Source organism: Sulfitobacter sp. HNIBRBA3233 (genome assembly GCF_040149665.1).
GTDB lineage: Bacteria > Pseudomonadota > Alphaproteobacteria > Rhodobacterales > Rhodobacteraceae > Sulfitobacter > Sulfitobacter marinivivus.
This window is the reverse complement of sequence record NZ_JBEFLP010000002.1, coordinates 390,176-405,082: the sequence shown is the minus strand read 5'-3', so window position 1 is coordinate 405,082 and position 14,907 is coordinate 390,176. Positions and strand designations below refer to the sequence as shown.

Below are 14,907 nucleotides of genomic sequence, written 5' to 3'. Positions count from 1 at the left end.
TCAGCCTTTTGGCACCAGCGCGAGTGCGCGGATCGGAGAGCCGGTGCCGTTCTTGATCTTCAACGGGGCGGCAATCAGGATCGCGCCTTTCGCGGGCAGCTTGTCGAGGTTGGCAAGGCTTGCCAGACCGAAACAGTTGTCGCGGTGCAGAAGGTTGTGCGCCGGATAGGGAGGCTCCATCCCGCCGGCCTGACCTGCGTCGGTGCCGATGCACTGGGTGCCCCAGCCGACGATCTTCTTGCTCAGCAGATACTCGATGCAGTCGGGTGTCGGCCCGGGCGAATGTGGCCCGGTGTCGTCCGCGTTGAGGAATTTCGCTTCGTCATCCGCACGGCTGTCCCAGTCGGTGCGCATCACGACCCATTCGCCGGCACCGATCTCGCCGTGCTCTTTCTCCCAGGCTTTCACGCCATCGGCGGTCAGCAGGAAGTCCTCGTTCTCGGCGCTTTCCTTGGAACAGTCGATGACGTTGACCGGCGCGACAAGCCGCTGGACATCCAGACTGTCGGTATAGCCGTCATCGTAATCCTTGCCGGTGATCCAGTGGTGGGGCGCATCGAAATGCGTGCCGGAATGTTCGCCCAGAACCATCCAGTTCCACGCGAAGAAAGGGCCGTCATTGTCGTATTCCGAGATCTTGTGGATCTCGACCTTCGGCGTGTTCTTCGCAAAATCCGGCGGCAACTGCAGGATCGGCGTATCCGGTCCCAAGACGCCCGAACAATCCACCACTTCCACTCCGCCAGAGGCAAGCATCGCCCCCAACTGGCCTACGACTTCCGATGCGCTCATTTTCTGATCTCCCTGAGGCTTGGGCGCGTTATTCGCGCTCCGGTTGCTGATTCAATGCTAGACAGGATTATATGCATTTGCAATTATCTTCTTAACAGAATGCGGGAAGATATGACGAAAGACCTCGATGCAATCCTGATCGGCAGCGGTCACAACAGCCTTGCCTGCGCGTGCCACATGGCAGCGCGGGGATGGAAGGTCGCCGTTTTTGAACGCAACAGCGTGCCGGGGGGCGCCGTGCGGTCCGGCGAATATACCTTGCCCGGTTTCCGGCACGATTGGGCCGCGATGAACCTCTCGCTTTTTGCCGGATCGGCCTTTCATACTGATCACGCAGCAGAATTATCGCGCCATGGCCTTGCTTTCGCGCCCACTGGCAATCCGTTCGCATCGCTGTTTCCCGACGGGCGCTGGATGGGTGTGTCGAACGATGCGGCGCTGACCACCGCGCGGGTACGCGGATTTTCAGACCATGACGCAGCCGCATGGCAGCGGCTGACAGCGGATTTCCCGAAAGAAGCCGACGCGATTCTGGGGGTTCTGGGCAGCCCGATGAATTTACGTGCACTTGCATCTTTAGGCTGGAAGACGTGGCGGGCACGCGGCGCGGGGGGCACCGCCGATCTGGGGCGTTTCCTGACCATGTCTCCCCGCGACTGGCTGGACCAGACCTTCGAGAGCCCGCACATCAAAGCGACGCTTGCCGCATGGGGGATGCATCTGGATTTCGCCCCGGACGTTGCGGGCGGGGCGGTGTTTCCCTACCTCGAGGCGATGGCCGGCCAGGCCTTCGGGATGGTGCTGGGACAAGGCGGGGCCGACACCGCCACCCGCGCGATGATCGCCATGATCGAGGCGCGCGGCGGCAAGGTAATCTGCGACGCGGATGTCACGGCGATCAACCACCACGGTGGCAAGGCCTCGGGCATCACGCTGGCCGATGGCACCACGTTCGAGGCCGACAAGGCCGTTATTGCCAACGTGTCGCCTTCGGCGCTACTGCGGCTAACGGGTGGCAGCGGCGATGCCCGCCACGACCGCGCGATGCAGGAATTCCAGCATGCGCCGGGCACCATGATGATCCATCTGGCGATGGACGCTTTGCCCGCGTGGCGCGCGGCGGAACTGAAAAGGTTTGCCTATGTCCATCTCGCGCCGTCGCTGGAGCAGATGTCACGCACCCACGCACAGGCCCGCGCGGGCCTGCTGCCGGACGAGCCGGTGATCGTCGTGGGCCAGCCCACTGTCGTCGATCCCTCGCGCGCGCCTGCGGGCAAGCATGTGCTGTGGCTTCAGGTGCGCATGGCGTCGGGGCAGATCAAAGGCGATGCGGCGGGCACGATCGACGCGTCCGACTGGACCGGGGCCGCAGAGCCGTTTGCCAATCGCGCGCTCGATATTCTGGAAAGCTACGCACCGGGCACACGATCGCGCATTCTGGGCCAGCGGATCGTTTCGCCGCAGGAGCTTGAGGCCGACAACCCCAATCTGGTCGGCGGAGATCAGGTCTGCGGCAGCCACCACCTGCACCAACATTTCCACAACCGCCCCGCCCGCGGCTACGCGGACGGGACGACACCGATCAAGAAACTCTACCACACCGGTGCGGCCGTCTGGCCCGGCGGTGGGACCGGCGCGGGGCCGGGAACTTTCCTCGCCAAGAAACTCGTCGGCAAATGACGAGACAACCCAACGGGATCCACAACAGGGAGACATCCATGAAACTGTCCAGAAGAAGCCTGCTGAAGACCTCGGCAGCCGCCGCGGCCTTTACCACCGTGGGCCTGCCCAGCTTTGCGCAGGACATCGACGAACTCGTCATCGCCTATAACGTAAACCTGCCCTCCTGGGATCCGACGGTCGGCCCCTCGGCGGTGAACCCGACGATCCAGGGGTTCTACCAGTCGGTGTTCGATCTGTTTATCCCGCAGAACACCGACCTCAGCTTCGGCTCCGGGATCATCACCGACTACGGCTGGTCCGACGACAACAAGAGCATCTGGATGGATGTCCGTGAGGGCGTCACATGGCACAACGGCGATCCGCTGACCGCCGAGGACGTGGCGTGGTCGCTGACCCGCGCGGGCAATCCCGATACCGGCAATCCGATCCAGTTCATCTGGGGCAAGGTCACCAACGTGAAGGCCGAGGGCAATCGCGTGACAGCCGACATGCCCGAATACGAGCCCACGTTTTTCAAATGGATGTCTTTCCTCACCGGCTACGTGCTGCCGAAAGCCTATTACGAGGAAGTCGGCCCGGAAGGGTTCGAGGCCGCCCCCGTCGGGTCCGGCCCCTACAAGGTGGAGCGGTTCGAGCGCAACGCCTTCGTCCGGCTGACAGCGCACGAGGATTACTGGGGCGGCGCGCCCGAATTCAAAACCGTGACGATCAAGTTCGTGACCGATTCCGCCAGCCGTGTGGCCGAGGTGGAAAGCGGCAACAGCCACGTCACACTGGAAATCCCCTACGAGGAATTCGACCGCCTGAAGGCAAAGGACGGGCTGGTCGGCACGGCGGCGCCGGTGTCGGACATCGGGATGATCTTCCTCAACGACATCGAGGTGATGACCGATCCCAACGTGCGCAAGGCAGCGGCCCATGCCATCGACAAATCGCTGATCATCGACCGGCTTCTGTCGGGCTACGGCGTGCCGATCGACACGTTGCAAACGCCGGACTACATCGCCTACGACGAGACGATCAAAGTGCCCTACGATCCCGAAAAGGCCAAGGCGCTGCTGGCAGAGTCGGGCTACGGCCCCGACAACCCGGTGAAATTCACGATCCAGACCACCCGCGGTTTCAAGCCGAAGGACTACGAGATGGTACAGGCCATTGTCGGCCTGTGGCGCCGTGTCGGCATCGAGGCCGAGATCGAGGTTTACGAGATCGCCAAACACTACGAGCTGCGTGCAGCGGACCAGCTGGCACCGGCGGCGTTCTACAACTGGGGCAACTCGGTCGGGGATCCCACCACATCGACGGGCTTTGCCATGTTCGGCCCCTCGCCGCATTCGGTCTGGGACGGCGAGGATACGTTCAACGCGATCCTGCCGCTCTGGGGCGAGGCGGACGAGGAAAAACGCATCGCGGGCTGGAAAGAGGTCGACCGCCGTATCGCGGAGAACGCCGAGGTCATTCCGCTGCTGCAATACGTCCAGCCAATCGTACACGTCGCCGGCGTGAATGTGGTGCCGCATGCCTCGGGCGCGTTGCTGCCCCACCTGATGACACGCAGCTGACCGGGCGCACCAGAACCGAAAAGGGGGCGGCGCAACAGCGCCGTCCCGACGCGCCAGGCCGCGGCAGAACCGCCCTGCAAAGAGATAAAGAAATCAAACCCAGATGACTCTCCTCAGAGCGATCCTCATTCGGTTGCTGACCACGGCAATCACACTGTTCGGCGTGGCCGTAATCGTGTTCGTGGTGATCCGTGTGGTGCCCGGCAACCCTATCGCGATGATGTTGCCACCCGGTGCGACCGATGCCGATATCGCACGGCTGAACGCGCAATACGGGTTCGACAAATCCATCGTCGAGCAGTTCTTCATCTGGCTGGGCGGTGTTGTACAGGGGGATTTCGGCACATCGATCTCGCTGCGCCAGCCCGTTGACCAACTGGTGCTGGGACGCCTGCCGGCAACGCTCGAGCTGTCCATCGTGGCGCTCCTGATGGCCGTCGCACTGGGTGGCGCGCTCGCGCTTGTCGGAACGCGCTGGCGGGACAGCCGCACCGAAGGGGCCGTGGACGTGGGCGCGGGCATTGCGCTCTCGGTTCCGGATTTCCTCTGGGGACTTGTGCTGATCCTGCTCTTCGGGGTGCTGTGGCCGGTGTTCCATATTTCGGGGCGCATCTCGCCCGCGCTCGACATTGATTTCACCACCAACTTCTTCCTGTTCGAGGCCCTGTTGCGTCTGCGGCTGGACGTGGTGGCTGACCTCTTGGGGCATATGTTCATGCCCGCGCTCGCGCTGGCGATTCCGCTGGCCGCGATCATCGCGCAGTTGCTCAAGCAATCGCTGAAGGAAACGATGAACCTCGATTACGTCACGCTGGCGCGCACGAAAGGCTACGGCGAACGGACGGTCATCACCCGCGAAGCGCTGCCCAACGCGCTCTTGCCGACGCTGACGCTGGTCGGGGTGCAGTTCACCTTCCTGATCGGGGGCACGGTGATTATCGAACGCCTGTTCAGCTACGAGGGGCTGGGCAACATGGCCATCGACGCGGTGATCAACCGCGACCTGCCGCTGATCCAGGGGATCGTGATCCTCTTCGCGCTGATCTTTACCTTGGTCAATCTGTTCGTCGACATGCTCTATGTCGTGCTCAATCCACGGCTGCGCCATGCGTGATGCGCGCGGGGATGTAAGACGCCCGATCGGGCTGCGCCTCTGGCTGTCGGGGGGATGGATCGCGGTGCTTGTCATCTGTGCGGTTTTCGCGCCGCTGATCGCGCCGAAGGATCCGCTGATGCAGGACCTGTTTCTGGGCCGTATGCCGCCCGCGTGGAAGGCCGGCGCCGAACCGGGGTATCTTCTGGGCACAGACAGCCTTGGCCGGGATGTGTTGTCACGGATCATCCACGCCAGCCGCATCGCGCTGGTGGTGGCGCTGGTTGCGGGTCTTTTCACCTGCCTGATCGGCGGCACGCTGGGGCTGATCGCGGGATACTATCGCGGCTGGCCGGACCGGATCATCAGCCGCTTCATCGACATCTGGATGGCCTTTCCGCCGGTCCTGTTCGCCATTCTGCTGATCGCGGTTCTGGGGCCGGGGCTGTTGTCGATCATCCTCGCTATCGTGATCATCGACTGGACCCGCTTCGCCCGCGTCATCCGCGCCGAAGCCATGAGCCAGAGCGCGATGGATTACGTCGCCTCGGCGCAGGTCGCGGGGCGCACCCGCTTCGGCACGATGCTGACCGAGATCCTGCCGAACGTGCTGCCCACGATGATCGCCCTGCTGACGCTGGAAATGGGCATCGCCGTCATCGTCGAGGCAATCCTGAGCTTTGTGAACCTCAGCATCTCGACCGACAGCCCGACGTGGGGCGGCATGATTTCCGAAGGCCGCACATCGGTGCATCAGGCGTGGTGGGTGCTGGTTTTCCCGCTGGTCACCTTGTTTCTCACGGTGCTCAGCTTCTCGCAACTGGGCGAAGGGTTGAAAAACCGTTTCGATCCGGTGCTGCGATGACGGCCTATCTGGAGATCCGCGACCTGAGCGTCCGGCTGAGGACCGGTGCGACCATCCTGCGCAATGTGTCGTTGCGGGTGGCAGCGGGGCAGGTCCACGGTCTGGTCGGCGAAAGCGGGGCGGGCAAGTCGATGATCGGCAAGGCGGTGCTGGGCACCCTGCCCCCGGCCATGCAGGTGACAGGCGGGGAAATCTGGCTCGACGGGACCGACCTGTTGAAACTGTCCGCACAGGCGCGGCGCAAACGGATCGGCGCGACGGCGGCGCTGATCCCGCAGGACCCGCTGACCGCGCTCAACCCCAGCAAGCGGATCGGGCCGCAGATCACCCGCCGGCTGGTGGATATTCTGGGGTGGCGCAAACCGGACGCGCAGGCGCGCGCGCTGGAGCTTCTGGCCGAAGTCCACATTCCCGATCCGCCCCGTGTGATGCGCAGCTATCCGCATGAGCTATCCGGTGGCATGCGCCAGCGCATCCTCATCGCCTCGGCCTTTGCGGCAGAGCCGAAGCTGATCATCGCGGACGAGCCGACGACAGCGCTGGACGTAACGGTGCAAAAGCAGATCCTGAAGCTGATTTCCGACATGCAGACGCGCCACGGCACGGCGCTGCTGTTTGTCACCCATGATCTCGGGGTGGTGTCCAAAGTCTGCGACAGCCTCAGCGTGCTTTATGCGGGCAAGGTGGTCGAAGACGCGGTGATGCAAAGGTTCTTCATGCGGCCCGTTCACGCCTATTCCCGCGCCCTACTGGCCGCGACACCCACCTACACCGACCCCACCGGCAGCCTGCAACCGGTCCCGCAGGAGGTGATCGCCGCCGTGGAGCAGGAAATCGACGAACACGACCGGAGGGCGGGCAGATGATGTATCAGATAGACGATCTGTACCTGTCGCTGCCCGACATGACGCGCAAACCGCTTCTGGGTGCGACGCCGCGCATCGAGATCCTCAAGGGGCTGAGCTTTGACGTGCCGAAGGGATCGGTGCTGGGCATCGTGGGTGGCTCGGGCTCGGGCAAATCCACGCTGGGCCGCGCGATGCTGCGCCTGCTTGAACCGACGGGCGGCCGGATCATCTTTGACGGCACCGATATCACGCATCAGACCGAAGATCAGCTGCGCGGCACACGCCGGCGTTTCCAGATGATCTTTCAGGATCCGATGTCATCGCTGAACCCACGTCGCAGGGTCGCCGGTATCATTGCGGGCCCTCTGAAACTGCACGGGCTCGACGGGATTGACGCACGGGTGAACGAGGCCCTCGACATGGTCGGGTTGCCGCGCCATTTCGCGCGCCGCTTCCCGCATGAGCTGTCGGGCGGACAGCGCCAGCGCGTGGGCATCGCCCGCGCCATCGCCCTGCGGCCCGATTTCATTCTGGCCGACGAAATCGTGTCGGGCCTCGATGTCTCCTCTCAGGCGCAGGTTCTCAATCTGCTGGGCGATCTGGTGAAGGAACTGGGCCTGACACTGGCCTTCATCAGCCATGACCTGTCGGTCATCCGGCGCCTGTGCGACCGTGTGCTGGTGCTGTACCAGGGCGAGATTGTCGAGGAAGGTCTGACAGCGGATCTGTTCGATGCGCCGCAGGCGGCCTACACGCGCGAACTGCTGGCGGCGATCCCGCTGCCAGATCCGCACCAGCCCTGGCGCTAGAACACGCTACCGCTCTTGATCCGTTTCAGAACGACGTTGGTCTGTGCACTGCGCACCGAGGTGTTGCTGAACAGGACGTCTTCGAGAAAGCGGTTGTAGGCGGCGATGTCGGCACAGCGCACGTGCATATGGTAATCCGCCGCACCGGTCGTGGCGAAACACGCGACCACCTCGGCCCGCGCGCGCAGGGCGTCCGACAGCCGCTTGACCCCGCCACTGTCATGCCGGTCGAGATGCAGATGCACGATCGCTTCGAAGGCCAGCCCCATCCGCGCGTGATCGAGCGCGACAGTATAGCGCTCGATCACACCGCTTTGTTCTAGCGCACGCACCCGACGCCAGCAGGACGAGGCGGACAGGCCGGTGCGTTCGGCGAGCTCTGCCTTGCTGAGACTGCTGTCGGCCAGCAGAAGCCGGAGTATCGCATGGTCGGTCCAGTCGAGAAATTCATCCATAATTGGCCTTTTTCTGAACGAAATTACCGGATCACTGCGCGTTTGCAATTCTTTTGGTCACCTATTTCAGCCACACCCTGCTATCCTGAGTGGAAATCACAGGAGTTTCGCGCAATGAATGTACCCGCAGGTTCCCTTTCCCCCTACCGGCTGGACGACCGTTACACCCTGACGGAGGGGCGGATATTCCTGACCGGAACACAGGCTCTGGTGCGGATCATGCTGGATCAGGCGCGGCGCGACCGGGAGGCGGGGTGGAACACCGGCGGCTTCGTGTCCGGATATCGCGGCTCCCCGCTCGGCGCGCTGGACGGAGAGCTTTGGCGGATGAACAAGCGTCTTGCCGAGGACCGGATCAAGTTCCTGCCCGCGATCAACGAGGATCTGGGCGCAACGGCGGTTCTCGGAGCGCAGCAGGCCACGCTCGATCCCGACTGCGAGGTCGAGGGCGTATTTTCCATGTGGTACGGCAAGGGACCGGGCGTGGACAGGTCGGGCGATGCGCTCAAGCACGGCAACGCCTACGGGTCCTCCGCGCGGGGCGGCGTTCTGGTAGTGGCGGGCGACGATCACGGCTGTGTCAGCTCGTCGATGCCGCACCAGTCGGACGTGGCGTTCATGGCGTGGTTCATGCCCACGCTCAATCCCGCCTCGGTCTCGGAATACCTTGAATACGGTGAATACGGATTTGCCCTGTCGCGCTTTACCGGCACATGGGTGGGGTTCAAGGCGATTTCGGAAACGGTCGAATCCGGCCAGTCGGTGCCCCTGCGCGCGGACCGGCAGTTTGTGCATCCCGAATTCACCGCACCGCCGGGCGGGCTGCACATCCGCTCCACCGACCTGCCCTCCGCCGAGATCGAGACGCGGATGGCGGCCAAGCTGGAGGCTGTCGAGGCCTTCGTCGAGGCAAATCCGCTGGACCGCGCGATATACGGTGTGAAAGACGCGCGCTTTGGCTTCGTGACCACCGGCAAGGGGCATCTGGACCTGATGGAAGCGCTGCGCCTGCTGGGTGTGGACAAGGCGACCTGCAACCGGCTGGGCATCGACATCTACAAGGTCGGGATGGTCTGGCCGCTGGCGCGCCGCGCCGCGCTGGAGTTCGTGCGCGGCAAGCGCGAGATCCTCGTGATCGAGGAAAAGCGCGGCATCATCGAAAGCCAGTTGAAGGAGCATTTCTACGACTGGCCCGGATCGAAACCCGAACGGATGGTCGGAAAGCACGACGAAAACCTTGACCCGCTCGTTCCCTTCACCGGCGAGCTGAGCCCCCGCAAGCTGGTGCCGATCATTGCCGCGCGTCTGGACGGGGTGTTTCCCGAGCTGGATCTGGCGGCGCGTGCGGATGAAATCCTGCGGACCGAAGCCGTGCCGCTGATGGTGCCCGGTGCCACGCGCACGCCCTACTTCTGCTCGGGCTGTCCGCACAACACCTCCACAAAGCTACCGGACGGGAGCAAGGCCGCGTCGGGCATTGGCTGTCACGTCATGGCGAGCTGGATGGGGCGCAACACCGTGGGATTTGCGCAGATGGGCGGCGAAGGCGTGCCCTGGGCGGCGGCATCCATGTGGAACGGGCACAAACACCAGTTCCAGAATATCGGCGAGGGGACGTGGTATCACTCCGGCTCACTCGCGGTGCGGCAGGCGGTGGCCGCGGGCGCGAACATCACGTTCAAGGTGCTCTATAACGATGCGGTCGCCATGACCGGCGGGCAGCCGGTGGACGGCCCGATCAGCGTGACTGCCATCGCACAGGCCAGCCGCGCCGAGGGAATAGAGCGGATCGCCATCGTCTCGGACGATATCGGCAAATTCAACCGCTCCGATTTCCCGTCGGGGACCAGTTTCCACGACCGCGCCGATCTGGACCCGCTCCAGCGCGCGCTGCGCGACGTGCCCGGCGTCAGCGTCATGATCTACGAACAGACCTGCGCCACCGAAAAGCGGCGGCGGCGCAAACGCGGCACGCTGGAGGATCCGAAACGGTTTGCGGTGATCAATCCGGCCGTCTGTGAAGGCTGCGGCGATTGTTCGGTCGAAAGCAACTGCCTGAGCGTCGAGCCTGTCGAGACGGAATTCGGCACGAAACGGAAGATCAACCAGTCCAGCTGCAAAAAGGATTTCTCCTGCCTCAACGGCTTTTGTCCCAGCTTCGTGACGGTCGAAGGCGCGGAGCGGCGCAAGAAGACCGCCCTCGACGTGGACTGGAGCGCGCGGGCCGCTGCCCTGCCCCGCCCGCAGCTTGCCGATCTGGGCGAACCGCACGATCTGCTGGTGGGTGGTGTCGGCGGTACGGGCGTCGTGACCGTGGGTGCCATCATCTCGATGGCCGCGCATCTGGACGGGCGCGGGGCAAGCGTGCTCGACTTTACGGGCTTCGCACAGAAATTCGGGACGGTTCTGGGCTATGTGCGGATCGCGGCAACGCCGGACAGCCTCAACCAGGTCCGCATTGACGATGCCAGCGCCGATGCGGTGATCGGCTGCGATGCCGTGGTGTGTTCCTCGCCCAAGGCATCGGTCCATTTCCGCCCCGGCACCCGCGTCGTGCTGAACGAAGCGGAAATGCCCACCGGCGATCTGGTCCTGAACCGTGACGCGCGCCTGCGCATTCCCGAGCGGGTGCAGACCGTTTCGCAGGCCGTGGGCGCGGAAAATGTCGCGGCGTTCGATTCAAACCGTCTGGCCGAGGATCTGCTGGGTGATCCGGTGTTCGGCAACATGATCCTGCTGGGCTACGCGTGGCAGGCCGGCTTCGTGCCCGTGACGCTGGAGGCGATGGCCGAAGCGATCCGGCTGAACGGTGTCGCCCTCGATCTGAACCGCGCGGCGTTCGACATCGGGCGCCTGAAATGCGGCGATGCTCACGCAATCGAAGATATGCTGGCACCACCCGCAGCGACCCTGCCGCAAACCGCCGCGCAGTTGATCGACCACCGCGCTGCCTGTCTGACCGACTATCAGGATGCCGCCTATGCCGCGAGTTTTCGCGAGACTCTCGATGGTTTTGCCAAGGCGCTGCCCGCCGACAACCGCGAAGCGTGGCTGACCCTTGCCGCCAGATCGCTGTTCAAGCTGATGGCCTACAAGGATGAATACGAGGTCGCGCGCCTGCATTGCGATCCGTCCTTTGCCGAAAAGCTGCGCGCGGAATTTGGCGAAGGGGCGCGGGTAAACTATCATCTCGCGCCACCGATCCTGTCGCGGGGCGCAGATGCGCGTGGCCGTCCGCGCAAGCGCAGCTTTGGTCCGTGGATGCGCCCTGTGTTCAGCGTTCTGGCACGGGCACGGCACCTGCGGGGCGGACCGCTGGATCCCTTCCGCTGGCAAGCGGACCGGAAACTGGAGCGGTCTTTGATCGACTGGTACAGATCCCTGCTGGCCACGGTCGCCCAGCGCAGCGACACCCTGCCCGCGTCCGATGTCGAAACGCTGCTCCGCGCGCCCATGGACATCCGTGGCTTCGGCCCGGTGAAGGAAAAGGCCGTCGCGGAGGTGAAGGAGCGCGTCGCGCGCGTCCTTGCCGGAGAGGCCCCGCAAGCGTGAACGCAAAAGGCCCCCGCGGATAACGGGGGCCTTGCTGTTTCAATTGACGCGCGGCGTCAGCCGATCATTTCGGGCAGGAACAGGACGATCTGCGGAAAGGCGATCAGCAGCGCGACGATCAGAAGATCGACGACGACGAACCAGACCACGCCACGGAACACGGTGGTCAGCGAGGCCATGTTGCCGATGACCCCCTTGATGACGAAAACGTTCATCCCCATCGGCGGGGTGATCATGCCGATCTCGAGCAGTTTCACCAGCACCACGCCGAACCACAGCAGGCTGTAGCCGGTTTCATCCACCAGCGGGATGACGATGGGCAGGGTCAGCAGCATCGCACCCACCGGCTCCAGCATCATGCCGAGCACGAGGTACACCACGACAACGCCGACCATGATCAGAACCGGAGACACCCCGAAGGACAGGATGCTGGACGACAGCGCATCACCGATCCCCGACAGCGCGAGGAAGCGTGTCAGAAGGCTCGCCCCGACGGCGATGATCAGCAGCGCCGCGGTGGTGGTGATCGTTTCGGTCACCGCCATGCGCAGCGCCTTCCACGTCAGGGTCCGGTACAGCGCCGCGACGACCAGCGACAGCATGGCGCCGATTGCGCCCGCTTCGGTCGGGGTGAAGGCACCGCCGAACAGGCCCGCGAAAACACCGATCACGATCAGGATCACCGGCCATGTATCGCCCAGCGCGCGGATCTTTTCGCGGCGTGTGGCTTCGGAGTGGACCGGCGGAGCCAGATCGGGGTTCAGCTTCACCCGCACGAGGATCAGCGTGACGTAAGCGGCCAGCGTGATGATCCCCACGGTCAGACCACCGAGGAAAAGCTGGCTGACGGACTGGCGCGAGATAATCCCGTAAAGGATCATCAGGATGGAGGGCGGGATCAGCGCGCCGATCGTGCCCGCAGCGGCGACTGTCCCGGTGGCCAGTTCCGCACTGTAGCGGTTGCGCACCATTTCGGGGACGGCGATCTTGCCCATGGCGGCAGAACAGGCAACCGACGATCCGGTGACCGCCGCAAATCCCGCGCAGCCGAAAACGGACGCGATGGCGAGGCCCCCGGGCAGACCGGATAGCCAGATTTGCGCCGCGCTGAACAAGCCCTGCGTCAGACGGGTGTGGTAGCAGACAAACCCCATCAACAGGAACGCCGGTATCGAGCTGAGAACCCAGCTGCTGGCGAAGTTGTAGGGGACAATCCCCAGCGATCCCCAGGCGATGTTCCAGTTGAACATCGACCACAGGCCGCCAAAGGAAACGGCGATCAGCGAAATCCCGATCGGGATACGGATCAGGATCAGGAAGAAGAGAACCCCGATGAAGATGCCGGCGGTTTGAAGGTCAGACATCTGAGTCAGCTTTCGAAAGATAGGGGTCTTCGATCTCGGGGGCGACAAGACCGCTGTCACGGCCCAGAAGCATCGCAATCGTTTTCCATGCGGAGACAAGTGCCATCAGCCCGAAACCGACAGGCAAAAAGAAGTAGGTGGGCCATGTGATGATCTTGCCGCCCGCCTCGATCGAATAGGCACCGCCTGCGTATTTTACCAACGCTTCCTGCCCGGTGCGCACGGCAACGGTCGCGGTGACGATGGCCGTCAGCAGGGTTGCGAGGAATGCCAGAAAGGTCTGGATCTTGGACGGGAACCGTTCGGCCAGAAGTTCGACCGAGATGTGCATGTCCTTCTCTTCCACGAGAGCGAGAGGAAGGAACGCGATGGCGACCATATAAAATGACGCTACATAAAGGATCGTGGCGTTCAGCGGCGTATTGAAGACGTAGCGCATTGCCACATCAAGTGTCACATGCGCCACAAGAAGGACGACCAGAACACCGGCAATACCCGAAGACGCAGCGACGACGGCGGAAATCGCCTTGCCAATTGCTTGCATGGAGCAGCCTCCTGAAAAACACGAAAAAGGACGCAGCGCGCGAACGCTGCGTCCTTAAGGGGTTTACTGGGCGTAGGTCGCAGGGTCGACCTTGGAGATGACTTCATCCCACAGAAGCTGCTGAAGCTGGTCCTGGCTTTCGACATCCGCGACCAGACCGTACCATTTTTCGAGAATGGCGGGGAATTCACCCGCGATCTCGCTGGCACGCTCGACATCATACGTATCGGTGAAGAGGGCCGACACGGTTTCGAGGTCCTGACGCGTGAACTCTTTCAACGCCGCCAGCAGCTCGGGCTCGGGATCGTAGATGTTGATGCCCTTGTCGCGCGCATTCTGGATCGCAGCGGCGTCGTCGGTGTAGAAGTTCCATGTGGTTGCGGCGGTCATCACGGCGCCACCATAAAGCATCGCTTCACGCTGCGCGTCGGTCATGCCGCGCCACTTGTCCTGGTTCACGTTGGCCGAGGCCACACCGGCAAACGCGCCACCTGGAACACCCAGCGTGATGTCGGTGACGACTTCGTGCAGGTTGTAGTTGGTCAGTTCCGGCGCGCTGAGCATTGCGCAGTCAAGAATGCCCTGGTCCAGCGCTTCGTAGACTTCGTTCACCGGCAGGCGAACGCCCTGTGCACCGAAGTGCTCGGCGAAACGGACGAAACCGGCACCACCCGCACGCAGACGCTTGCCTTCGAGGTCGGCGACGGAGGTCACTTTCACGTCTTTGCACAGCAGGTTGTAAAGCGGTGTCACACCACCGCCGGTGTAGACCTGATTCTGCGCGGAGAATTCGGCGATGCACTCGGGGCAGTTGTTGAAGGTGTATTCGACCATCGCACCGGTGAAGGCCAGCGGCTCCTTGCCGGTAGGCTCTTCGGCGAGGTTGATCAGCTGGTTCAGCTCGTGAAGGAACAGGTTGGTGCTGTATTCCGCGGCATAATAGGGTGGCAGCACGAAGCCCACGTCGGCCAGACCGTCCCGCACGCCGGGGCTGGTTTCGGGCAGGCTGAGCAGGGACATGGCGAAACCGGTCACGGCCAGTTCGCCATTCGACCGTTCGGCGACGGCATCGCCGTAATCGGATACGGCAAGCCCGATCGCGGAGTTGGCCGGATAGCCGTAGGCGAAGTTCAGGTTTTCCTGAGCGGCCAGCGGTGTTGCGGCGATTGTCGCGGATGCCGCGATTGCGAGCGCGACCGTCTTGGATGAATTCTGTATCGACATGATATGTCCTCCCTTGGTTTTTTTCATACGTTATGTTTCTTCCGGATTTCTCCGGTTGTGAGGGCTTGGCGCAGGTCTCCCTCCCGTGCCGGGCCCGTCCGCGTCGACAACAGTGT

General features: G+C 63.3%; 12 protein-coding genes. 7 read left to right on the top strand and 5 right to left on the bottom strand.

All coding sequences use genetic code 11. The features are described 5' to 3' along the window. Positions 1 to 792, bottom strand: coding sequence for a cyclase family protein (locus ABMC89_RS15180; protein WP_349569409.1), 792 nt, complete (start codon positions 790 to 792; stop codon positions 1 to 3). 111 nt (positions 793 to 903) lie between these two features. Between ABMC89_RS15180 and ABMC89_RS15175 the strand changes: the two genes are divergently transcribed. From ABMC89_RS15175 to ABMC89_RS15150, 6 genes are all read left to right on the top strand, one after another. Beyond that, positions 904 to 2,472, top strand: a complete 1,569-nt coding sequence (locus ABMC89_RS15175; protein ID WP_349569407.1) for a phytoene desaturase family protein — start codon at positions 904 to 906, stop codon at positions 2,470 to 2,472. 38 nt (positions 2,473 to 2,510) lie between these two features. After that, on the top strand, positions 2,511 to 4,037 hold the full coding sequence (locus ABMC89_RS15170) for an ABC transporter substrate-binding protein (protein ID WP_349569404.1): 1,527 nt from the start codon (positions 2,511 to 2,513) through the stop codon (positions 4,035 to 4,037). Positions 4,038 to 4,140: 103 nt separating this feature from the next. Beyond that, complete coding sequence (locus ABMC89_RS15165) at positions 4,141 to 5,151, top strand: ABC transporter permease (RefSeq protein ID WP_349569402.1); 1,011 nt, start codon at positions 4,141 to 4,143, stop codon at positions 5,149 to 5,151. Beyond that, complete coding sequence (locus tag ABMC89_RS15160) at positions 5,144 to 5,995, top strand: ABC transporter permease (RefSeq protein ID WP_349569400.1); 852 nt, start codon at positions 5,144 to 5,146, stop codon at positions 5,993 to 5,995. The genes ABMC89_RS15165 and ABMC89_RS15160 overlap by 8 nt, the downstream gene beginning before the upstream one ends. Then, entirely contained in the window at positions 5,992 to 6,861 is an 870-nt protein-coding gene (locus tag ABMC89_RS15155; protein ID WP_349569398.1) for an ABC transporter ATP-binding protein, read from the top strand. Before ABMC89_RS15160 ends, ABMC89_RS15155 begins: the two co-directional genes overlap by 4 nt. After that, on the top strand, positions 6,858 to 7,652 hold the full coding sequence (locus ABMC89_RS15150; protein ID WP_349569396.1) for an ATP-binding cassette domain-containing protein: 795 nt from the start codon (positions 6,858 to 6,860) through the stop codon (positions 7,650 to 7,652). The genes ABMC89_RS15155 and ABMC89_RS15150 overlap by 4 nt, the downstream gene beginning before the upstream one ends. Here ABMC89_RS15150 and ABMC89_RS15145 read toward each other — a convergent pair. Further along, positions 7,649 to 8,107 (bottom strand): Lrp/AsnC family transcriptional regulator, encoded by a 459-nt coding sequence (locus ABMC89_RS15145; protein ID WP_349569394.1) that lies wholly within the window; start codon positions 8,105 to 8,107, stop codon positions 7,649 to 7,651. The two genes, ABMC89_RS15150 and ABMC89_RS15145, sit on opposite strands and share 4 nt — an antisense overlap. Positions 8,108 to 8,221: 114 nt before the next feature. Between ABMC89_RS15145 and ABMC89_RS15140 the strand changes: the two genes are divergently transcribed. Then, a complete protein-coding gene (locus tag ABMC89_RS15140; RefSeq protein ID WP_349569392.1) occupies positions 8,222 to 11,659 on the top strand; it encodes an indolepyruvate ferredoxin oxidoreductase family protein in 3,438 nt (1,145 codons plus the stop codon). 56 nt (positions 11,660 to 11,715) lie between these two features. On the opposite strand, the gene ABMC89_RS15135 is transcribed toward ABMC89_RS15140, so the two are convergent. The 3 genes from ABMC89_RS15135 to ABMC89_RS15125 all read right to left on the bottom strand — a co-directional run bounded on the left by ABMC89_RS15135 (position 11,716) and on the right by ABMC89_RS15125 (position 14,791). Then, the gene (locus tag ABMC89_RS15135; protein ID WP_349569390.1) at positions 11,716 to 13,023 is read right to left on the bottom strand and encodes a TRAP transporter large permease; all 1,308 of its coding nucleotides are present in this window, start codon (positions 13,021 to 13,023) and stop codon (positions 11,716 to 11,718) included. Continuing rightward, positions 13,016 to 13,567, bottom strand: a complete 552-nt coding sequence (locus tag ABMC89_RS15130) for a TRAP transporter small permease (protein ID WP_349569387.1) — start codon at positions 13,565 to 13,567, stop codon at positions 13,016 to 13,018. The genes ABMC89_RS15135 and ABMC89_RS15130 overlap by 8 nt, the downstream gene beginning before the upstream one ends. Before the next feature lie 63 nt (positions 13,568 to 13,630). Then, positions 13,631 to 14,791 (bottom strand): C4-dicarboxylate TRAP transporter substrate-binding protein, encoded by a 1,161-nt coding sequence (locus tag ABMC89_RS15125; RefSeq protein ID WP_349569385.1) that lies wholly within the window; start codon positions 14,789 to 14,791, stop codon positions 13,631 to 13,633. Positions 14,792 to 14,907: the final 116 nt, after the last annotated feature.